This is a genomic window from Streptomyces sp. NPDC048018 (assembly GCF_043202995.1).
GTDB lineage: Bacteria > Actinomycetota > Actinomycetes > Streptomycetales > Streptomycetaceae > Streptomyces.
In genome coordinates this window covers 395,229-414,974 of sequence record NZ_JBIDBK010000004.1, presented here as the reverse complement: position 1 = coordinate 414,974, position 19,746 = coordinate 395,229, and the positions used below count along the sequence as shown (strand labels likewise).

Genomic DNA, 19,746 nt, shown 5'->3' with positions numbered 1-19,746 from the left:
CCCAGCCCGCTTGCTTCGGGCACACTTGGAGCCTCCAGGGGACCGGCGGGTACCTGAGCGATTCACAGGGGGCGCACCGATGGCACTCTTGCAGGACCTGATCCGAGACGCAGCAGGCGAGATGGTTTCCACAACCAGCCTCCTTCGGCAGGCTCGCATCGTGGCGAGGAGGCTAAGGATCTCCGATGCAGATCAGTGGATTGAGCATGAACTCTTCGGCTACCCAGATGATCAGGTCCCCACGTACCGCGGGCCGATTGAAGTCCTCACGTTCGGCAGATTTCACGGTCCCTTCAACTCGTCGATCAGCAAGGCGCCGGTAGCGCTTTCGCTACTGCCCGCCCCGTTTGACTCAGAGACTCTGAGGACGATTTCCATCACGCAAGGGATACCTGAGCTACAGGAGATCTTGCAGGGTGACACCTCGGACATCACCATGCCCTGGTCGCCGGATCTCGTCGCTCAGTTCAATTACCTACAAAACCGCGGCGACTTCACCCTCTATGAAGGAATGGGAGCGTTCTCTATCTGGCGCTCAGTGCCTGCCGCGCACTTGAGGGCGATCCTCGACGGCGTTCGCGCTCGAATCTTGGACTTCGCACTCCAGTTGGAAGCAGAGGACCCGGAAGCGGGAGAGAGGGCAGGAGAGTCCCTAGTGCCAGAGGAAAAGGCCAAGGAAATCTTCCAGACCGTAATTAACGGGCCTGGAGCTAATGTGGCCATGGGGTCACATAGTTTCACCCAGAACTCCTACACAGCTCCCGCCAAGAGCGATGAAGAGCTGATTGGATCCCTACGCCAAGCGGGAGTGAACGAGGAGCTGCTGACTGAACTGGGGGCGGCCCTGGCTGGCGATAGGGCCGAGAGTGGCGGTGCATTGACCGAACCGGGGTCTCGCGTGCAGGGGTGGCTTGGCCGCGTTCTGGCACTCGGGGGGCGGTCGTCCAGCGAGATCGGCACGGGGGTCACGACCAGCGTAGTCACCCAACTCGTGCTTGCCTACTTCGGTCTTGCCTAGCGCCAGCCTGAGAATCGGACTGCAGTGACCTAGCGCGACCGCACCATCTACGCACCTACGGCGGCAAAGCACGGTCAATGGCGGTCGCGGTCGCAACCAGGTGGCTTGTCGGATCCCACGGAACTAACAAAGGTCTGTTGCTCATTGCAGGCGGTCCTACAGACCGTTCATTATGAGGTAGCGCTGCGCCGCTTGAAGTGCCGAGTCAGAATCGGATGAATCTCCGCCGATAAACACATCGCGACGCTCGTCATCGGCCAGCCACTGAAGACGCCAACCAGGAACGCCGTCTTCGCCAAGGGACCCGTATACGAGTACCGCCCGCGTCTCGGACAGAGTTACCGTCTCCGGCTGATCCGGCGGAACGACCTTGATCTCCATACGTCTCCTCCCACGCTTCCAGTTCTACTTAAACGCCCATAGGCATCAAGCGCACGCCAGGCCGGGACGGGGCACTTGCTGCTCACCTCGCAGCACAGAAACAGCCATGGGCTGCCGAGACCCCAACAGGAGTCGCGACACGTCTGCTGTCGAGTCGATGGGGGAGGACTACGCCTGTGCGCACGCCCGACGCCCTGGGGACAGTCACCTGTGCTAATTCAGTCTGAGCCGGCATCGGTCCCTGACGCTGGTGGCAATCATGGCCATTCGCCTGATCACTGGCATGGTTGCCTGCGACGATGCAGGCATGTCGACGTCTGGAATGCCTATCCAAGCCGCCCTCATCCCCGACTGCACCGACCCGAGAGCTCACCACGCTGCTTACAAGAAGGCCAAGGCCGACAACGCGATCTTTGTGTGCATCGCTCGCCGTGGGCAGCGCTGGAAGGTGGAGCTTGACGCCATGGCCAGCCGCAAGCCCTACGTTCCGGACCAGGCGCTGGCCATCCTGCAGTCCGCCGCTGAAGCGTTGGTGTCGGATGGCATCGTGACGGACGCCAACGTCGGAGCCGACTACATCTCGATGTGGCCGATCGAGACCGAGGAGAAGGCACGTGAAATCGCGGCTGCGTTCCACGCTGCGATGCATGGTCTCCAGCAACTACACATCGTCGTTCCGGCGCCGCGCGAAGACCGGTAGCCCGCAGCTTCTTCCGGAGCAGCTCGTGAACTCTCCGCTGGCCAGCGGACCTGAACCGTTGGCCAAGGTGGTGCACGCGCCCCTACGCATCGAGTGAGCAGGGGTCCGATGCCTGCTGAGTCCCCACCGACCTCATCCGGAACCAGACCGAGCACCTGCGGACGGGGCAACGGGCTCAGCCCGTCTTTCAAGGACCTGTGGACGACCCGTGGACAAAAATCCGGCACTGGTAGCGAATTTGGTGCTGCGCCGCAGGTCAGGGCGAGTCATGCGCAGTTGGCACCAGCGGACTGTAAATCCGTCGGCTTAGCCTACCCAGGTTCGAATCCTGGCGCCGCCACGCGATAGAGACGGCCCCTGATCTGCGGAAACGCGATCAGGGGTCGTTTTGTTGAGTTTGGACCCCGGGGCGAGACGCCTCGCCGGGGCGGTGCCGCCCGTCGGCCGGAACGGCCGGGGTGCGCCCGGCTGTCGGCAGCGGTGCCGATCAGCCGGGCGGGGACCAGGGTGTCGGCCGCCTCGCCGCCGCCCGCGCGGTCAGTTGCCCGCCACGTCGCGCACCGCGACCGTGACCGGGGTCGAGCCCGAGATCAGTTCCAGGGTCAGGCCGGCCGTCGCCGGGGTCTCCAGGAGTTCGGCGAGGACCGCGGCCACGTCGTCGCGGGGGATCGGCCCGCGGCCCGTGGAGGCCTCCAGGCGGACCAGGCCCTTGCCCGCGTCGTCGGTGAGCATCCCCGGGCGCAGGATCGTCCAGTCGAGGCCCGGGCGGGCCCGTACGGAGTCGTCCGCCGCGCCCTTGGCCCGCAGGTAGGCGTCGAAGATCTCGTCGCCCCGGTGCTCCGCGTCGGCGCCCATCGAGGACACGAGCAGGAAGCGCCGTACGCCCGCCGCCTCCGCCGCGTCCGCGAAGAGCACCGCCGCCGCCCGGTCCACCGTGTCCTTGCGGTCCGCCCCGCTGCCCGGCCCCGCTCCGGCCGCGAAGACGGCCGCGTCGGCACCCTCCAGGGCCGCCGCGACCTCGCCGACCGAGGCCGACTCCAGGTCCAGGACGACCGCGCGGGCGCCGGCCTCCCGCAGGTCGGCCTCCTGTTCCGGGCGGCGGATGACGCCCACCGGCTCGTGTCCGCCCGCGGCGAGCAGCCGCTCCAGACGCAGGGCGATCTTTCCGTGTCCTCCAGCGATGACTACGCGCATACTCACGACCGTACGGCCCCGGGCCCGGCCGGGCCTCCCGAGTCGGGGCGGGACTGCCGGGGCAGGTCCAGGGCCGCCGCCGAGTCGCAGTACTCCCGCACCGCGCTCGTCCGGGCCACCACGCGGCCCCGGTGCACCACGATCCGGCTGTACGCCAGGGAGAGCGCGCCCGACAGGCGTTCGCCCCGCACCGCGAGCAGTTCCGCCGGGAAGCCGGCCTCGACCCGCACCTCCGGAAGCCCCATCGCGGCCCGCGCGTCCGCGCTCACCGCGCCGTACGCCTCCTCGGGCGACAGCCCGGACAGCGAGGCCAGCAGGTAGGCGGCCTCCAGTGGGTCCCCGCGGCCCACCGGGTTGGAGACGTCCCGCAGCGCTCCGCCGCCCGCCGCGACCCGCACCCCGGCGGCCCGCAGCAGCCGCACCGGGGCCGTGCCGCGCAGTTCGGTGGCCGCGCAGCCGCCCTGCGGCAGGGACACCACGGTCACCCCGGCCGCCGCCAGCTGGTCCGCGGCCCGGCGGGCCTGGTCGGAGGGCAGCCGGGAGAGGCCCGCGCAGGGCCCGATCGCCACCCCGGGCCGCAGGCCGCCGGCCATCGCCGCGAGCCGGGCCAGCCGGGCCGGGTCGTCCCCGTCGGTGTGCAGGTCGACCGGACAGCCGTGCTCGGCGGCGACCTCCAGGACCGCCTCCACGTATCCGGTGGGGTCAGGGTCCAGGTCGGGGCAGCCGCCGACCACCCCGGCGCCCATCTTCACCGCGTCCCGCAGCATCGCGAGCCCGTCGGCGCCGGCCGCGCCGGTGAGCAGCCGGGGCGCGGCCACGGCCGTCAGGTCGGCCAGGCCGCGCAGCGAACGCCGCGCCTGCAGCACGGCTTCGAGGGGGCCGAGGCCGTGCACGTCCCCGATCCGCACCTGCGCGCGCAGCGCGGTCGCGCCGTGTCCGAGCTGGAGCAGCGCGGCCTCGGTGGCCCGGCGCTGGACCTCCTCGGTCGTGTGGGCGACGGGCCCGGGGGAGTCGGCGGTGAGCGCGGTGTCGGAGTGGGCGTGGGGCTCGGCGGGGGCGGGCAGCAGCAGATAGCCCGCGAGGTCGACGCGGGCTCCCCGGGCGGCGAGGCTGCCGGCGGTGCCGACGGCCTCGATCCGGCCGCCGCCGAGCCGTACGTCGACCGCGCGCCCGTCGGTGAGCCGCGCGTTGGAGAGCAGCAGCGACGTGGTGTCGGCGGGGGTCGCGGCCCGGTCGTCGGGCGGCGGCTGGGGCTGCTTGCTGTCGGCGGACATCGGGCTCCTCACGGCTCGCCAAGACCAAGATCACGCAGCGGGGGCCCCGAGCCTAGGGGCCCCTGCTCCGGGCTTCGAGGAGGAGCGCAATAGTCGTACCGATGAGGGCACGAGTGGCCTAGGAGGGGCCTGGGGCGAGCCGCCGGGAAACGGATTTGGGTGATGGGCGGAGGACCGTGTAATGTCTTCCTCGCTCGCCCCAATAGCTCAGTCGGCAGAGCGTCTCCATGGTAAGGAGAAGGTCTACGGTTCGATTCCGTATTGGGGCTCTGGTGAGAGGGAACCCGCCTTCGGGCGGGAACCTGAACATCAAAGCGGTGTAGCTCAGTCGGTAGAGCAAGCGGCTCATAATCGCTGTGTCACCGGTTCAAGTCCGGTCACCGCTACACACAGTAGCCGATTGTGGGGTCGGTCCTGCGATCGGCTACTCTTTCATGCGTTCATCCGTTAATCAGTCCGTCCAAGGAGCACTCACGTGGCTGCCACCGACGTCCGCCCGAAGATCACGCTGGCCTGCGTGGAGTGCAAGGAGCGGAACTACATCACCAAGAAGAACCGGCGTAACAACCCGGACCGTCTTGAGATGAAGAAGCACTGCCCTCGCTGCAACTCGCACACTGCGCACCGCGAGACGCGCTAAACAGGCTCGAACACGAGGCCGTCCCCAGCCGGGGACGGCCTCGCGTCGTTTGTACGCAAGAGATCCAGGAGGTATCGAGGCCATGGCGCTCGACCAGTCCTTCGTGGGCCGGACCTACCCGCCCACCGCGCCCTACGAGGTCGGCCGCGAGAAGATCCGCGAATTCGCCGAGGCGATCGGGGACGCCAATCCCGCGTACACCGACCAGGAGGCCGCCAAGGCCCTCGGTCACCCCGACGTGGTCGCGCCGCCGACCTTCGTCTTCGCGATCACCTTCAAGGCCGCGGGCCAGGTCGTCGAGGACCCGCAGCTCGGCCTGGACTACAGCCGCGTGGTGCACGGCGACCAGAAGTTCGCCTACACCCGTCCGGTGCGCGCCGGTGACCGCCTGTCGGTCACCAGCACCATCGAGGCCGTCAAGTCGCTCGCCGGCAACGACATCCTGGACATCCGCGGCGAGGTCCACGACGAGACCGGCGAGCACGTCGTGACCGCCTGGACCAAGCTCGTGTCCCGCGCCCCCGAGGAGGCCTGACCGTGACCGCGAAGATCGCCTACGACGAGGTCGAGGTCGGCACCGAGCTGCCCGCGCAGACCTTCCCCGTGACCCGCGCCACACTGGTCCGGTACGCCGGCGCCTCCGGTGACTTCAACCCGATCCACTGGAACGAGAAGTTCGCCAAGGAGGTCGGCCTCCCCGACGTCATCGCCCACGGCATGTTCACCATGGCCGAGGCGATCCGCGTCGTGACCGACTGGACCGGCGACCCCGCCGCCGTCGTCGAGTACGGCGTCCGCTTCACCAAGCCGGTCGTCGTCCCCAACGACGAGGACGGCGCGGTCGTCGAGGTCTCCGCGAAGGTGGCGGCCAAGCTGGACGACGGCCGGGTGCGGGTGGACCTCACCGCGACCAGCGCCGGGCAGAAGGTGCTCGGCATGTCCCGGGCCGTCGTGAAGCTCGCCTGACGCGTACGACCCGAGCCCCGGCGCCCCACGGCGCCGGGGCTCCGTCGTGCCACGCGGCGGACGGGGCGCCCCGTGCGCGGAACGTACTCTTGAGCCCGTGCACGTACTCCAGGACGCTCCCCTCGCCCCCCTGACCACCTTCCGGCTCGGCGGGCCCGCCGCCCGGCTCGTCACGGCCACCAGCGACGACGAGGTGGTCGCCGCGGTCCGCGAGGCCGACGCCGCCGGGACCCCGCTGCTCGTCATCGGCGGCGGCTCCAACCTGGTCATCGGCGACAAGGGTTTCGACGGCACCGCCCTGCACATCGCCACCCGCGGTTTCTCGCTCGACGGGACCCGCCTGGAGCTCGCCGCCGGCGAGGTCTGGACGGACGCCGTCGCGCGCACCGTCGAGGCCGGGCTCGCGGGCATCGAGTGCCTGGCCGGCATCCCCGGCTCGGCGGGTGCCACCCCGATCCAGAACGTCGGCGCCTACGGCCAGGACGTGTCCGCCACCGTCACCGAGGTCGTCGCGTACGACCGCCGGGCCGAGGAGACGGTCACCCTCACGAACGCGGAGTGCGCCTTCTCGTACCGGCACAGCCTCTTCAAGGACCAGCCCGACCGCTACGTCGTGCTCCGCGTCCGCTTCGGGCTGGCGGACGCCGGCGGGATGTCGGCACCGATCGCGTATCCGGAGACGGCCCGGGCCCTCGGGGTCGAGGCGGGCGACCGGGTGCCGCTCGCGCGGGCGCGGGAGACCGTGCTGAGGCTGCGGGCCGGCAAGGGCATGGTCCTGGACCCCGAGGACCACGACACCTGGTCGGCGGGCTCCTTCTTCACCAACCCGATCCTGACGGCGGGGGAGTACACGGCCTTCCTCGGCCGCGTGGCCCGGCGACTCGGCCCGGACGCCGTGCCGCCCGCCTTCCCCGCGGGCGAGGACGGCTCGATGAAGACCTCCGCGGCCTGGCTGATCGACAAGGCCGGCTTCGAGAAGGGCTACGGCTCCGGACCCGCCCGGATCTCCACCAAGCACACCCTCGCCCTCACCAACCGGGGCGAGGCGACCACCGAGGACCTGCTCGCGCTCGCCCGCGAGGTCGTCGCCGGGGTCCGGGAGGCCTTCGGGATCACCCTGGTCAACGAGCCGGTGACCGTCGGCGTCGAGATCTGAGGACCACCAGCCGCCCGGGGCGGGCGCCCCGCGGGCCGGACCCCGCCCCGGCGGGCCCGCGGCGGCCGGCCCCGGCTCAGTAGGCGACGCCCACGCCCCGCCTCAGCGTCGCGGGGTCGTCGATCATCGCCAGCATCGCGTGCGCCACGTCGGCGCGCGCGAGCGAGCGGCCGCGCGGCGGGTTGCCGCCCACCACGGTCCGGTAGCGGCCGGTGACGGGCTTGTTCGTGAGCTTGGGCGGGCGGACCGAGGTCCAGTCGGTCGCGCTCGCGGCGAGCTCCGCCTCCATCACCCGCAGGTCCGCGTAGACGTCCTTCAGGACGGAGTTGACGATCGCGAGCACCGCCTTGTCGGTGACTCCCTGACCCGGCGGCACCGGGCCGAGCGGCGCGGCGCTGACGACGAGGAGCCGGCGGACGCCCTCGGCGTCCATCGCGGCGAGCACCGGGCGGGTGAGGCGGGCCGCGACACCCGTGGCCGCGTCCGCCCGGTTGCGGGCGCCCAGGCCCGAGAGGACCGCGTGCCGGCCGGCCACCGCGCCCCGCAGGGCCTCCGGGTCGGTGAGATCGGCGCGGAAGACCTCCAGCCGCTCCCCGGAGACGGTGAACCGCGCGGGGTCGCGCACGACCGCCGTCACCTCGTGGCCGGCGTCCAGCGCCTGGCGGACGATCTCCTGGCCGATACCGCCGGTCGCACCGAAGACAGTGAGCTTCATGTCGCACTCTCCAGGCTCTCAAGGGGTGAGTGAGTATTCACTTACCCCTGGAGTGGGTGGGCCCTCACTCACCCGTCAAGCCCTTCCCGGGAGTCCCTGTGGACCAGAAGCCGACCCGCACCCGGATCATCGACGCCGCGCGCGACCTCATGCGCACCGCCGGCCTGGCCCGCACCACCACCAAGGAGATCGCGAAGGCCGCCGGCTGCTCGGAGGCCGCGCTCTACAAGTACTTCCCGAGCAAGGAGGAGCTGTTCGTCACGGTCCTGAACGAACGGCTGCCCAGGCTCGGCGACCTCCTCGGCACCCTCGCGGTCGACCCCCAGGGCCGCGGAGTCGAGGAGAACCTCGCCGAGATCGCCCGCCGGGCCGCGCTCTTCTACGAGCAGACCTTCCCGATGGCGGCGTCCCTCTACGCCGAGCCCCAGCTCAAGGCCCGCCACGAGGAGGTCATGCGGGAGCTCGGCGCCGGCCCCCACAAGCCCATCGAAGGCCTCGCCGGCTACCTGCGCGCCGAGCAGGAGCACGGCAGGATCGACGCCGGGGCCGACCCCCGGGCGGCCGCGGCCCTGCTCCTGGGGGCCTGTGTGCAGCGCGCCTTCGCCTACGAGATGACCCCGGAGCGCAAGCCGCCGGAGACCCTCGACGACTTCGCCCGCTCGATCGCCCGCACCCTCATGCGCGGCATCGCCGTACGCGACTGAGCCGCCCGGCGCCGGGCCGCACCCTCTTCGCGGCCTCCCGGCCCGGCCGCCGCAGCGGGGTTCAGGCCGCCGGCACCGCCAGCCAGTCGTCGACCCCGGAGAGCAGCTTCTGCTTGACGTCCTCCGGGGCCGCCGAGCCCCGGACGGACTGCCGGGCCAGCTCGGCCAGCTCCGCGTCCGAGAAGCCGTGGTGCGTGCGGGCGATCTCGTACTGCGCCGCGAGCCGGGAGCCGAAGAGCAGCGGGTCGTCCGCGCCCAGGGCCATCGGGACGCCCGCGTCGAAGAGCGTGCGCAGCGGCACGTCCTCGGGCTTCTCGTAGACGCCGAGCGCGACGTTGGACGCCGGGCACACCTCGCAGGTCACCCCGCGCTCCGCGAGCTTGCGCAGCAGCCGGGGGTCCTCCGCCGCCCGTACGCCGTGCCCGACCCGGGCCGCCCCCAGGTCGTCCAGGCAGTCCCGTACGGACGAGGGGCCGGTCAGCTCCCCGCCGTGCGGGGCCGCGAGCAGACCCCCCTCGCGGGCGATGGCGAAGGCCCGGTCGAAGTCGCGGGCCATGCCCCGGCGCTCGTCGTTGGACAGTCCGAAACCGACCACGCCCCGGTCCGCGTACCGCACCGCGAGCCGGGCCAGGGTGCGCGCCTCCAGAGGGTGCTTCATCCGGTTCGCCGCGACGACGACCCGCATGTCGAGCCCGGTGTCGCGGGCGGCCGCGTCCACGGCGTCCAGGATGATCTCCAGAGCCGGGATCAGACCGCCGAGCAGCGGCGCGTACGAGGTGGGGTCGACCTGGATCTCCAGCCAGCCGGAGCCGTCCCGGACGTCCTCCTGGGCGGCCTCGCGCACCAGGCGCTGGATGTCCTCGGGCTCGCGCAGGCAGGAGCGGGCCATGTCGTAGAGCCGCTGGAAGCGGAACCAGCCGCGCTCGTCCGTGGCCCGGAGCTTCGGCGGCGTACCGCTCTTGAGCGCCTCGGGGAGGTGCACCCCGTACTTGTCGGCCAGTTCGATCAGGGTGGTGGGGCGCATCGAGCCCGTGAAGTGCAGGTGCAGGTGGGCCTTCGGCAGGGTGCTGAGATCGCGGTAGAGGTGCTCCATCGGCCGATCCTGCCGCACCCGAATGGACGAATACAGTCCGTTTCCCCGATCGGGACCTTGCTAGAACGGAAAAACGGGCCCCCGCCCCAGGAGAGGCGGGGGCCCGCAGGGCCGGTGAGGCGCCCGGTCAGTCGCGCGCCTCCGCGAGGAGCTTCTGGATCCGGGACACGCCCTCCACCAGGTCCTCGTCGCCCAGCGCGTACGACAGGCGCAGGTAGCCCGGCGTGCCGAAGGCCTCGCCCGGGACGACCGCGACCTCGGCCTCGTCCAGGATCAGCGCGGCCAGCTCGACCGAGCTCTGCGGGCGCTTGCCGCGGATCTCCTTGCCGATCAGGGCCTTCACCGAGGGGTACGCGTAGAACGCGCCCTCGGGGGTCGGGCAGTACACGCCCTCGATCTCGTTGAGCATCCGCACGATCGTCTGGCGGCGCCGGTCGAAGGCGGTGCGCATCTCGGCGACCGCGTCCAGGTTGCCCGAGACGGCGGCGAGCGCGGCGACCTGCGCCACGTTGCTGACGTTGGAGGTGGCGTGCGACTGCAGGTTGGTGGCGGCCTTCACGACGTCCTTCGGGCCGACGATCCAGCCCACGCGCCAGCCGGTCATGGCGTACGTCTTGGCGACGCCGTTCACGACGATGCACTTGTCGCGCAGCTCGGGCACCAGCGCCGGGAGCGAGGTGAACTTCGCGTCGCCGTAGACCAGGTGCTCGTAGATCTCGTCGGTGAGGACCCACAGGCCGTGCTCGACGGCCCAGCGGCCGATGGCCTCGGCGTCGGCCTCGCTGTAGACGGCGCCGGTCGGGTTCGAGGGGGAGACGAAGAGGACGACCTTGGTCCGCTCCGTGCGCGCCGCCTCCAGCTGCTCCACCGAGACCCGGTAGCCGGTGGTCTCGTCGGCCACGACCTCCACCGGGACACCGCCGGCGAGGCGGATCGACTCGGGGTAGGTGGTCCAGTACGGGGCCGGGACGATGACCTCGTCGCCCGGGTCGAGGATCGCGGCGAACGCCTCGTAGATGGCCTGCTTGCCACCGTTGGTCACCAGGATCTGGGACGCCTCGACCTCGTAGCCGGAGTCGCGGAGCGTCTTGGCGGCGATGGCGGCCTTGAGCTCGGGCAGGCCGCCGGCCGGCGTGTAGCGGTGGTACTTCGGGTTCTTGCAGGCCTCGACGGCCGCCTCGACGATGTAGTCCGGCGTCGGGAAGTCGGGCTCACCCGCGCCGAAACCGATCACCGGACGGCCGGCGGCCTTGAGGGCCTTGGCCTTGGCGTCGACGGCGAGAGTGGCGGACTCGGAGATCGCACCGATGCGGGCGGAGACCCGTCGCTCGGTGGGAGGGGTAGCAGCGCTCATGCCGCCATGGTCCCAGACCCCGTCAGGGCCCGGCACAGGGGTTTCACGGAGCGGACAGGAACGGTCAATCCCGGTCGTACGCGGTGATCTTCCTGTGTGCGCGGCGGGCGATCGGCAGGTCGGGGCGCTACCTGTTCGACGGGAGGGCCCCTGACCACGTACACTCACTGCTCGTTGGCCCGCACCGACCACATCTCACGATGCGGTAGGTTGGGGGAGCCACAAAGGGTCGTAGCTCAATTGGTAGAGCACCGGTCTCCAAAACCGGCGGTTGGGGGTTCAAGTCCCTCCGGCCCTGCTACACACACCGCCAGGCTGTGTGCGCATGTACGTACTTCATTGCACCGCCGTGCGGCTCCACCCGATCCGGGCGCGGCACGGCCACGACCCGGAATCAGGTGAGACATCGTGACGGATGCCGTAGGCTCCATCGACATGCCTGATGCCGAGGACGCCGCTCCGGAGTCGAAGAAGACCCGCAAGGGCGGCAAGCGCGGGAAGAAGGGCCCTCTGGGCCGTCTCGCCCTTTTCTACCGCCAGGTCATCGCGGAACTCCGCAAGGTCGTCTGGCCCACTCGTAGCCAGCTGACGTCGTACACCAGCGTGGTGATTGTCTTCGTTGTCATCATGATCGGCCTTGTGACCGTGATTGACTATGGCTTCCAGGAAGCAGTCAAGTACGTCTTCGGCTGACTTTTTGTTCCACCCCATCTGTATCGCAGGAAGAAGCAGCCACCGTGTCTGACGCGAACCTGAACGACGCCTTCGAGACCGAGTCCGTCGAGGACGAGCTCGACATCGTCGAGGCGGCCGACGAGGACCAGGCCGAGGCTGCGGACGCCGAGGCCGGCGAGCCCGACGAGGTCGAGGCCGCCGAGCCCGACGAGGTCGAGGCCGACGCCGAGCCCGACGTCGAGGACGAGGACACCGAGGACGACGGCACCGAGGTCGCCGACGTCGAGGCCGCCGAGGAAGAGGCCGAGGAGGCCGCGGAAGAGGCCGAGGACGCCGAGCCCGCCGCTCCGGTCGACCCCATCGCCGCCCTCCGCGAGGAGCTCCGCACCCTGCCCGGCGAGTGGTACGTGATCCACACCTACGCGGGCTACGAGAAGCGCGTGAAGGCCAACCTCGAGCAGCGTGCCGTCTCGCTGAACGTCGAGGAGTTCATCTACCAGGCCGAGGTCCCCGAGGAAGAGATCGTCCAGATCAAGAACGGCGAGCGCAAGAACGTCCGGCAGAACAAGCTGCCCGGCTACGTGCTCGTCCGGATGGACCTGACGAACGAGTCCTGGGGCGTCGTCCGCAACACGCCCGGCGTCACCGGCTTCGTGGGCAACGCCTACGACCCGTACCCGCTGACCCTGGACGAGATCGTCAAGATGCTCGCCCCCGAGGCCGAGGAGAAGGCCGCCCGCGAGGCCGCCGAGGCCGAGGGCAAGCCGGCGCCGGCCCGCAAGGTCACCGTCGAGGTCCTGGACTTCGAGGTGGGCGACTCGGTCACCGTCACCGACGGCCCCTTCGCCACCCTGCAGGCCACGATCAACGAGATCAACGCCGACTCGAAGAAGGTCAAGGGCCTCGTCGAGATCTTCGGTCGCGAGACCCCGGTCGAGCTCAGCTTCGACCAGATCCAGAAGAACTGACGACTCAAGTTTCCGGACAGGTCAGAGGGGCTGTGACAGCCGCTCTGACCTGCTCGGTTTTTGGACGCGCAGCTATACCCGTTATCGTTGTGCGGTATGCCTCCATCCGGATGACCGGATGGATCGGCTGAAAACTCTCACTAGGACCCGGAGAGAGCAATGCCTCCCAAGAAGAAGAAGGTCACGGGGCTTATCAAGCTCCAGATCAACGCCGGTGCGGCCAACCCGGCCCCGCCGGTCGGCCCCGCGCTGGGTCAGCACGGCGTCAACATCATGGAGTTCTGCAAGGCCTACAACGCCGCGACCGAGTCGCAGCGCGGTTGGGTCATCCCGGTGGAGATCACGGTCTACGAGGACCGTTCCTTCACCTTCATCACCAAGACTCCGCCGGCCGCCAAGATGATCCTCAAGGCCGCGGGTGTGGAGAAGGGCTCCGGCGAGCCGCACAAGACCAAGGTCGCCAAGATCACCGAGGCGCAGGTCCGCGAGATCGCCACCACCAAGATGCCCGACCTCAACGCCAACGACCTGGACGCCGCGTCCAAGATCATCGCTGGCACCGCCCGCTCCATGGGCATCACGGTCGAGGGCTGATCACCCCCCCCGTAGTCCTTCAGTGGTAGGGCCCGCGCCGGCCCGCACCACGACTCCATACCTGCCACGCGGCGACAGCCGCATGGTGTAACTGCACAGGAGTAGCAGTGAAGCGCAGCAAGTCCCTCCGCGCTGCGGACGCCAAGATCGACCGGGAGAAGCTCTACGCCCCGCTCGAGGCCGTCCGTCTCGCCAAGGAGACCTCCACCACCAAGTTCGACAGCACCGTCGAGGTGGCCTTCCGTCTGGGTGTCGACCCGCGCAAGGCCGACCAGATGGTCCGTGGCACCGTGAACCTTCCGCACGGCACCGGTAAGACCGCCCGGGTCCTGGTCTTCGCGACCGGTGACCGTGCCGAGGCCGCGATCGCCGCGGGCGCCGACATCGTCGGCTCCGACGAGCTCATCGACGAGATCTCCAAGGGCAACCGCCTGAACGAGTTCGACGCCGTCGTCGCCACCCCGGACCTCATGGGCAAGGTCGGCCGCCTCGGCCGCGTCCTCGGCCCGCGTGGTCTCATGCCGAACCCGAAGACCGGCACCGTCACCCCCGATGTCGCCAAGGCTGTCAACGACATCAAGGGCGGCAAGATCGAGTTCCGCGTCGACAAGCACTCGAACCTGCACTTCATCATCGGCAAGGTGTCCTTCGACGACACCAAGCTGGTGGAGAACTACGGCGCGGCCCTGGAGGAGATCCTCCGTCTGAAGCCGTCCGCCGCCAAGGGTCGCTACATCAAGAAGGCCGCCATCAGCACCACGATGGGCCCCGGCATTCCGGTCGACTCGAACCGCACCCGCAACCTCCTCGTCGAGGAGGACCCGGCCGCGGTCTGAGCCTGACGGCTCAGGAGCCCTCGTAGGGCTCCAGCGTCCTGGAAGCCGCCCCTCACGCCTCTCCGGAGGCATGGGGGGCGGTTTCGCGTCTGCGGGCCCGGGCCGGCCGTCCCCGCCCGTACAGAGGCGATTTGCACCCCGCCCGGGGTATCACGTACGCTTTCGAAGAAGCCAAAGACCGCTGGTCGTCGCTGTGCCTGTGAGGGTGCGGTGACCGAAGGATTCGCTGTATATGCGAACGACCCGCGCAGGTGATCGTGGATGAGTTCCCGGATCCTCCGAGATTCGGTCGAGCTGAGCCCCGTGCGCCTGCGCCCGGGGCGTTCTGTTTTGTTCAGCCCCTTCCGAGCGGTCCCATCACCCGGAAGGAGGCCGACGCTCTATGGCAAGGCCCGACAAGGCTGCCTCGGTGGCCGAGCTCGCGGACCAGTTCCGTGGCTCGAACGCCGCTGTGCTGACCGAGTACCGGGGTCTCACCGTGGCGCAGCTCAAGACGCTGCGTCGTTCGCTCGGTGAGAACGCCCAGTACGCCGTGGTGAAGAACACGCTGACCAAGATTGCGGCCAACGAGGCCGGGATCACCGCACTGGACGAGCACTTCGCTGGTCCGACCGCGGTCGCCTTCGTCACCGGTGACCCGGTGGAGTCGGCGAAGGCTCTGCGTGACTTCGCCAAGGAGAACCCGAACCTCATCATCAAGGCCGGTGTCCTTGACGGTAAGGCTCTCTCCGCCGACGACATCAAGAAGCTTGCGGACCTCGAGTCCCGCGAGGTTCTGCTCAGCAAGCTGGCCGGTGCCTTCAAGGGCAAGCAGTCCCAGGCTGCTCAGCTCTTCCAGGCGCTGCCGTCGAAGCTCGTCCGCACCGTGGACGCGCTTCGTGCCAAGCAGGCCGAGCAGGGCGGTGCCGAGTAACTCGGCTCGCGCAATGATCCGGACCGCCCACAGGGGCGGCGCGGGTCGCAGCGGGCCGAACGTACGCCCGCCTCACATGTACATCCGGCACCTGCCGAATTAGTGGAAGGATCGCCCATCATGGCGAAGCTCTCTCAGGATGACCTGCTCGCGCAGTTCGAGGAGATGACCCTCATCGAGCTCTCCGAGTTCGTGAAGGCGTTCGAGGAGAAGTTCGACGTCACCGCCGCCGCGGCCGTCGCCGTTGCCGCCGGCCCGGCCCAGGGTGGCCCGGCCGAGACCGTCGAGGAGAAGGACGAGTTCGACGTCATCCTCACCGGCGCCGGCGACAAGAAGATCCAGGTCATCAAGGTCGTGCGTGAGCTGACCTCCCTGGGTCTGAAGGAGGCCAAGGACCTCGTCGACGGCACCCCGAAGCCGGTCCTCGAGAAGGTTGCCAAGGACGCCGCCGAGAAGGCCGCCGAGGCCCTCAAGGGCGCCGGCGCCTCCGTCGAGGTCAAGTAACACCTCGTCGCGTCAGCGACTCCTCTGTTGAGCGTGTAACGCTTGCAGCGTGAAAGGCGATCATCCATCTGGGTGGTCGCCTTTCGGCGTTCCCGGACCCGCGTGGCGGCGGTCGTCCGGGCCCGGGGAAGCGGAGTATGGTGATCTTCGCCGTGCGCCGCGCAGAGGCGGGGGCCTTGACGAACCGCACGCAGCGCGCAATTCTCAGGACGCGTCGTCACAACGATCCGAATCCGAGGCATGGATCGGCGACCGAACGGGCAGTATCGAGGTGCGCCACACGGCGCGAGGTACCGCGGAGTTGAGAACAACGAGGGATGCGAAGAACTCGCCCTGGACATCAGTGGGCCAAGTGGCTACACTGACCCTTTGCGCTGCCTGTTAGCTGCCCCCTGCCCGTCACCAGGGGCATCCCCTCGCATCCGCTTCGCTGGTCGACCCACTCTGACCTGGTCTCTTGGCCATATCGGGAGTCGTCTTCCACGGGGCTCAGCAAGGGACCGGTACGCGCGTAGTGAGTCCGAGCCCTCGGAAGGACCCCCTCTTGGCCGCCTCGCGCAACGCCTCGACCAATACGAACAACGGCGCCAGCACCGCCCCGCTGCGCATCTCCTTTGCAAAGATCAAGGAGCCCCTCGAGGTTCCGAACCTCCTCGCGCTCCAGACCGAGAGCTTCGACTGGCTGCTCGGCAACGCCGCGTGGAAGGCTCGCGTCGAGGCCGCCCTTGAGTCGGGACAGGACGTCCCCACGAAGTCGGGTCTGGAGGAGATCTTCGAGGAGATCTCCCCGATCGAGGACTTCTCCGGGTCGATGTCGCTGACCTTCCGCGACCACCGTTTCGAGCCCCCGAAGAACTCGATCGACGAGTGCAAGGACCGTGACTTCACCTACGGTGCCCCGCTCTTCGTGACCGCCGAGTTCACGAACAACGAGACCGGCGAGATCAAGTCCCAGACGGTCTTCATGGGCGACTTCCCGCTCATGACCAACAAGGGCACCTTCGTCATCAACGGCACCGAGCGTGTCGTCGTGTCGCAGCTGGTCCGTTCCCCTGGCGTCTACTTCGACTCCTCCATCGACAAGACGTCCGACAAGGACATCTTCTCCGCCAAGATCATCCCGTCCCGGGGTGCCTGGCTGGAGATGGAGATCGACAAGCGCGACATGGTCGGTGTGCGCATCGACCGCAAGCGCAAGCAGTCCGTCACCGTCCTCCTCAAGGCGCTCGGCTGGACCACCGAGCAGATCCTGCAGGAGTTCGGCGAGTACGAGTCCATGCGCGCCACCCTGGAGAAGGACCACACCCAGGGCCAGGACGACGCGCTGCTCGACATCTACCGCAAGCTCCGTCCGGGCGAGCCGCCGACCCGCGAGGCCGCTCAGACGCTGCTCGAGAACCTCTACTTCAACCCGAAGCGCTACGACCTCGCGAAGGTCGGCCGCTACAAGGTGAACAAGAAGCTCGGCGCGGACGAGCCGCTGGACGCCGGTGTCCTGACCACCGACGACATCATCGCCACGATCAAGTACCTGGTGAAGCTCCACGCGGGCGAGACCGAGACGATCGGCGAGTCGGGCCGGGAGATCGTCGTCGAGACCGACGACATCGACCACTTCGGCAACCGTCGTCTGCGCAACGTCGGCGAGCTCATCCAGAACCAGGTCCGCACGGGTCTGGCCCGTATGGAGCGCGTCGTGCGCGAGCGCATGACCACCCAGGACGTCGAGGCGATCACGCCGCAGACCCTGATCAACATCCGGCCGGTCGTCGCCTCCATCAAGGAGTTCTTCGGCACCAGCCAGCTGTCGCAGTTCATGGACCAGAACAACCCGCTGTCGGGTCTGACGCACAAGCGGCGTCTCTCGGCGCTGGGTCCCGGTGGTCTGTCCCGTGAGCGGGCCGGCTTCGAGGTCCGAGACGTGCACCCGTCCCACTACGGACGCATGTGCCCGATCGAGACCCCCGAAGGCCCGAACATCGGTCTGATCGGTTCGCTCGCCTCGTACGGCCGCGTCAACGCGTTCGGCTTCATCGAGACGCCGTACCGCAAGGTCGTCGACGGCCAGGTCACCGACGAGGTCGACTACATCACGGCCGACGAGGAGGACCGCTTCGTCATCGCCCAGGCGAACGCGACCCTGAACGACGAGCTCCAGTTCACCGAGCCCCGCGTTCTGGTCCGCCGCCGTGGCGGCGAGGTCGACTACGTCCCGCCGACCGACGTCGACTACATGGACGTCTCGCCGCGCCAGATGGTGTCGGTCGCGACCGCCATGATCCCGTTCCTCGAGCACGACGACGCCAACCGTGCCCTCATGGGCGCGAACATGATGCGTCAGGCCGTTCCGCTGATTAAGTCGGAGGCCCCGCTCGTCGGCACCGGCATGGAGTACCGCTGCGCCACCGACGCCGGCGACGTGCTCAAGGCCGACAAGGCCGGCGTGGTCCAGGAGCTCTCCGCCGACTACGTCACGGTCGCCAACGACGACGGCACGTACAACACGTACCGCCTGCACAAGTTCTCCCGCTCGAACCAGGGCACCTCGGTCAACCAGAAGGTCGTCGTCAACGAGGGCGACCGGGTCATCGAGGGCCAGGTCCTCGCCGACGGTCCGGCGACCGAAGAGGGCGAGATGGCCCTCGGCAAGAACCTGCTCGTGGCGTTCATGCCGTGGGAGGGTCACAACTACGAGGACGCGATCATCCTGTCGCAGCGCCTCGTGCAGGACGACGTCCTCTCCTCGATCCACATCGAGGAGCACGAGGTCGACGCCCGTGACACCAAGCTCGGCCCCGAGGAGATCACCCGGGACATCCCGAACGTCTCCGAGGAGGTCCTGGCCGACCTCGACGAGCGCGGCATCATCCGCATCGGTGCCGAGGTCGTCGCCGGCGACATCCTGGTCGGCAAGGTCACCCCGAAGGGTGAGACCGAGCTGACCCCGGAGGAGCGCCTGCTCCGCGCGATCTTCGGTGAGAAGGCCCGTGAGGTCCGTGACACCTCGCTGAAGGTCCCGCACGGCGAGACCGGCAAGGTCATCGGCGTCCGCGTCTTCGACCGCGAGGAGGGCGACGAGCTTCCCCCGGGCGTGAACCAGCTGGTCCGCGTCTACGTCGCCCAGAAGCGCAAGATCACCGACGGTGACAAGCTCGCCGGCCGTCACGGCAACAAGGGTGTCATCTCCAAGATCCTCCCGATCGAGGACATGCCCTTCCTCGAGGACGGCACCCCGGTCGACATCATCCTCAACCCGCTCGGCGTCCCGTCCCGAATGAACCCGGGACAGGTCCTGGAGATCCACCTCGGCTGGCTCGCCAGCCGCGGCTGGGACGTCTCCGGTCTCGCCGACGAGTGGGCGCAGCGCCTCCAGGCCATCGGTGCCGACCAGGTCGCCCCCGGCACCAACGTCGCCACCCCGGTCTTCGACGGTGCGCGTGAGGACGAGCTCGCGGGTCTGCTCCAGCACACCATCCCGAACCGCGACGGCGAGCGCATGGTGCTCCCGTCCGGCAAGGCGCGCCTGTTCGACGGCCGCTCCGGCGAGCCGTTCCCGGACCCGATCTCGGTCGGGTACATGTACATCCTCAAGCTCCACCACCTGGTCGACGACAAGCTCCACGCGCGTTCGACCGGTCCGTACTCGATGATCACCCAGCAGCCGCTGGGTGGTAAGGCCCAGTTCGGTGGCCAGCGCTTCGGTGAGATGGAGGTGTGGGCGCTCGAGGCGTACGGCGCCGCCTACGCCCTCCAGGAGCTGCTGACGATCAAGTCCGACGACGTGACCGGCCGCGTGAAGGTCTACGAGGCCATCGTCAAGGGCGAGAACATCCCTGAGCCCGGCATCCCCGAGTCCTTCAAGGTGCTCATCAAGGAGATGCAGTCCCTGTGCCTCAACGTGGAGGTGCTGTCCTCGGACGGCATGTCCATCGAGATGCGCGACACCGACGAGGACGTCTTCCGCGCAGCGGAGGAGCTCGGCATCGACCTGTCCCGGCGCGAGCCGAGCAGCGTCGAAGAGGTCTGACGGGAGTTCGGTCGGGGGCTCAGCGAATGAGCCC

Annotated in this window: 20 protein-coding genes and 4 tRNA genes; 18 read left to right on the top strand and 6 right to left on the bottom strand. The window is 68.9% G+C overall.

Translation table 11 applies throughout. The features are described 5' to 3' along the window. The first annotated feature begins 79 nt into the window (after positions 1–79). Entirely contained in the window at positions 80–1,018 is a 939-nt protein-coding gene (locus ACGF1Z_RS17850) for a hypothetical protein (protein ID WP_393004884.1), read from the top strand. A 156-nt stretch (positions 1,019–1,174) separates the two neighbouring features. On the opposite strand, the gene ACGF1Z_RS17845 is transcribed toward ACGF1Z_RS17850, so the two are convergent. Beyond that, positions 1,175–1,399, bottom strand: coding sequence for a hypothetical protein (locus ACGF1Z_RS17845; RefSeq protein WP_393004882.1), 225 nt, complete (start codon positions 1,397–1,399; stop codon positions 1,175–1,177). A 259-nt stretch (positions 1,400–1,658) separates the two neighbouring features. On the opposite strand from ACGF1Z_RS17845, the gene ACGF1Z_RS17840 reads away from it, so the two are divergent. Beyond that, positions 1,659–2,099: a hypothetical protein gene (locus ACGF1Z_RS17840; RefSeq protein WP_393004880.1), complete on the top strand. Its 441-nt coding sequence runs from the start codon at positions 1,659–1,661 to the stop codon at positions 2,097–2,099. Between the two features lie 260 nt (positions 2,100–2,359). Then, positions 2,360–2,439: transfer RNA gene (locus ACGF1Z_RS17835), tRNA-Tyr, on the top strand. Positions 2,440–2,636: 197 nt separating this feature from the next. Here ACGF1Z_RS17835 and ACGF1Z_RS17830 read toward each other — a convergent pair. Next, on the bottom strand, positions 2,637–3,293 hold the full coding sequence (locus tag ACGF1Z_RS17830; protein ID WP_393004878.1) for an NAD(P)H-binding protein: 657 nt from the start codon (positions 3,291–3,293) through the stop codon (positions 2,637–2,639). A 2-nt stretch (positions 3,294–3,295) separates the two neighbouring features. Beyond that, entirely contained in the window at positions 3,296–4,567 is a 1,272-nt protein-coding gene (locus ACGF1Z_RS17825) for an amidohydrolase family protein (RefSeq protein ID WP_393004876.1), read from the bottom strand. Positions 4,568–4,763: 196 nt separating this feature from the next. Between ACGF1Z_RS17825 and ACGF1Z_RS17820 the strand changes: the two genes are divergently transcribed. The 6 genes from ACGF1Z_RS17820 (at position 4,764) to ACGF1Z_RS17795 (ending at position 7,329) form a co-directional block, all read left to right on the top strand. Continuing rightward, positions 4,764–4,836, top strand: a tRNA-Thr gene (locus ACGF1Z_RS17820). A 44-nt stretch (positions 4,837–4,880) separates the two neighbouring features. After that, positions 4,881–4,953, top strand: a tRNA-Met gene (locus tag ACGF1Z_RS17815). 89 nt (positions 4,954–5,042) lie between these two features. Continuing rightward, entirely contained in the window at positions 5,043–5,207 is a 165-nt protein-coding gene (gene rpmG, locus ACGF1Z_RS17810; RefSeq protein ID WP_003956487.1) for a 50S ribosomal protein L33, read from the top strand. 82 nt (positions 5,208–5,289) lie between these two features. Continuing rightward, positions 5,290–5,742: a MaoC family dehydratase N-terminal domain-containing protein gene (locus ACGF1Z_RS17805; protein WP_393004874.1), complete on the top strand. Its 453-nt coding sequence runs from the start codon at positions 5,290–5,292 to the stop codon at positions 5,740–5,742. A 2-nt stretch (positions 5,743–5,744) separates the two neighbouring features. Beyond that, entirely contained in the window at positions 5,745–6,173 is a 429-nt protein-coding gene (locus ACGF1Z_RS17800) for a MaoC family dehydratase (protein ID WP_393004872.1), read from the top strand. A gap of 46 nt (positions 6,174–6,219) precedes the next feature. After that, complete coding sequence (locus ACGF1Z_RS17795) at positions 6,220–7,329, top strand: UDP-N-acetylmuramate dehydrogenase (RefSeq protein ID WP_393004870.1); 1,110 nt, start codon at positions 6,220–6,222, stop codon at positions 7,327–7,329. Between the two features lie 76 nt (positions 7,330–7,405). On the opposite strand, the gene ACGF1Z_RS17790 is transcribed toward ACGF1Z_RS17795, so the two are convergent. After that, the gene (locus tag ACGF1Z_RS17790; RefSeq protein WP_393004868.1) at positions 7,406–8,044 is read right to left on the bottom strand and encodes an NAD(P)-dependent oxidoreductase; all 639 of its coding nucleotides are present in this window, start codon (positions 8,042–8,044) and stop codon (positions 7,406–7,408) included. A gap of 98 nt (positions 8,045–8,142) precedes the next feature. On the opposite strand from ACGF1Z_RS17790, the gene ACGF1Z_RS17785 reads away from it, so the two are divergent. Continuing rightward, positions 8,143–8,748, top strand: coding sequence for a TetR/AcrR family transcriptional regulator (locus ACGF1Z_RS17785; RefSeq protein WP_393004866.1), 606 nt, complete (start codon positions 8,143–8,145; stop codon positions 8,746–8,748). A gap of 61 nt (positions 8,749–8,809) precedes the next feature. Here ACGF1Z_RS17785 and ACGF1Z_RS17780 read toward each other — a convergent pair whose 3' ends face one another. After that, positions 8,810–9,841: an adenosine deaminase gene (locus ACGF1Z_RS17780; protein WP_393004864.1), complete on the bottom strand. Its 1,032-nt coding sequence runs from the start codon at positions 9,839–9,841 to the stop codon at positions 8,810–8,812. Between the two features lie 127 nt (positions 9,842–9,968). After that, entirely contained in the window at positions 9,969–11,195 is a 1,227-nt protein-coding gene (locus ACGF1Z_RS17775; RefSeq protein WP_393004862.1) for a pyridoxal phosphate-dependent aminotransferase, read from the bottom strand. Positions 11,196–11,420: 225 nt separating this feature from the next. Here ACGF1Z_RS17775 and ACGF1Z_RS17770 point away from each other — a divergent pair. The 8 genes from ACGF1Z_RS17770 (at position 11,421) to rpoB (ending at position 19,712) form a co-directional block, all read left to right on the top strand. Further along, a tRNA-Trp gene (locus ACGF1Z_RS17770) sits at positions 11,421–11,493 on the top strand. 110 nt (positions 11,494–11,603) lie between these two features. After that, positions 11,604–11,888 carry a preprotein translocase subunit SecE gene (gene secE / locus ACGF1Z_RS17765; protein WP_393004860.1) on the top strand — a complete coding sequence of 95 codons (285 nt, stop codon included), beginning with the start codon at positions 11,604–11,606 and terminating at the stop codon, positions 11,886–11,888. Between the two features lie 44 nt (positions 11,889–11,932). After that, a complete protein-coding gene (gene nusG / locus ACGF1Z_RS17760; RefSeq protein WP_393004858.1) occupies positions 11,933–12,838 on the top strand; it encodes a transcription termination/antitermination protein NusG in 906 nt (301 codons plus the stop codon). Positions 12,839–12,997: 159 nt separating this feature from the next. After that, complete coding sequence (gene rplK / locus ACGF1Z_RS17755; protein WP_030494213.1) at positions 12,998–13,432, top strand: 50S ribosomal protein L11; 435 nt, start codon at positions 12,998–13,000, stop codon at positions 13,430–13,432. Positions 13,433–13,539: 107 nt separating this feature from the next. Further along, on the top strand, positions 13,540–14,268 hold the full coding sequence (gene rplA / locus ACGF1Z_RS17750; protein WP_376635334.1) for a 50S ribosomal protein L1: 729 nt from the start codon (positions 13,540–13,542) through the stop codon (positions 14,266–14,268). 382 nt (positions 14,269–14,650) lie between these two features. Then, on the top strand, positions 14,651–15,181 hold the full coding sequence (gene rplJ, locus ACGF1Z_RS17745; protein WP_376635336.1) for a 50S ribosomal protein L10: 531 nt from the start codon (positions 14,651–14,653) through the stop codon (positions 15,179–15,181). Positions 15,182–15,301: 120 nt separating this feature from the next. After that, positions 15,302–15,685 carry a 50S ribosomal protein L7/L12 gene (gene rplL / locus ACGF1Z_RS17740; RefSeq protein ID WP_393004855.1) on the top strand — a complete coding sequence of 128 codons (384 nt, stop codon included), beginning with the start codon at positions 15,302–15,304 and terminating at the stop codon, positions 15,683–15,685. 544 nt (positions 15,686–16,229) lie between these two features. Beyond that, positions 16,230–19,712, top strand: coding sequence for a DNA-directed RNA polymerase subunit beta (rpoB, locus tag ACGF1Z_RS17735; RefSeq protein ID WP_393004853.1), 3,483 nt, complete (start codon positions 16,230–16,232; stop codon positions 19,710–19,712). Positions 19,713–19,746 lie beyond the last annotated feature (34 nt).

Excerpts from the sequence above, each read along its gene's own strand:
- ACGF1Z_RS17790 (WP_393004868.1), bottom strand. The coding sequence starts at position 8,044 with ATGAAGCTCACTGTCTTCGGTGCGACCGGCGGTATCGGCCAGGAGATC.
- rplL (WP_393004855.1), top strand. The coding sequence starts at position 15,302 with ATGGCGAAGCTCTCTCAGGATGACCTGCTCGCGCAGTTCGAGGAGATG.
- ACGF1Z_RS17775 (WP_393004862.1), bottom strand. The coding sequence starts at position 11,195 with ATGAGCGCTGCTACCCCTCCCACCGAGCGACGGGTCTCCGCCCGCATC.
- ACGF1Z_RS17830 (WP_393004878.1), bottom strand. The coding sequence starts at position 3,293 with ATGCGCGTAGTCATCGCTGGAGGACACGGAAAGATCGCCCTGCGTCTG.
- rplK (WP_030494213.1), top strand. The coding sequence starts at position 12,998 with ATGCCTCCCAAGAAGAAGAAGGTCACGGGGCTTATCAAGCTCCAGATC.
- ACGF1Z_RS17805 (WP_393004874.1), top strand. The coding sequence starts at position 5,290 with ATGGCGCTCGACCAGTCCTTCGTGGGCCGGACCTACCCGCCCACCGCG.
- ACGF1Z_RS17780 (WP_393004864.1), bottom strand. The coding sequence starts at position 9,841 with ATGGAGCACCTCTACCGCGATCTCAGCACCCTGCCGAAGGCCCACCTG.
- ACGF1Z_RS17840 (WP_393004880.1), top strand. The coding sequence starts at position 1,659 with ATGGCCATTCGCCTGATCACTGGCATGGTTGCCTGCGACGATGCAGGC.
- ACGF1Z_RS17845 (WP_393004882.1), bottom strand. The coding sequence starts at position 1,399 with ATGGAGATCAAGGTCGTTCCGCCGGATCAGCCGGAGACGGTAACTCTG.
- ACGF1Z_RS17825 (WP_393004876.1), bottom strand. The coding sequence starts at position 4,567 with ATGTCCGCCGACAGCAAGCAGCCCCAGCCGCCGCCCGACGACCGGGCC.
- ACGF1Z_RS17850 (WP_393004884.1), top strand. The coding sequence starts at position 80 with ATGGCACTCTTGCAGGACCTGATCCGAGACGCAGCAGGCGAGATGGTT.
- rplJ (WP_376635336.1), top strand. The coding sequence starts at position 14,651 with ATGGCAAGGCCCGACAAGGCTGCCTCGGTGGCCGAGCTCGCGGACCAG.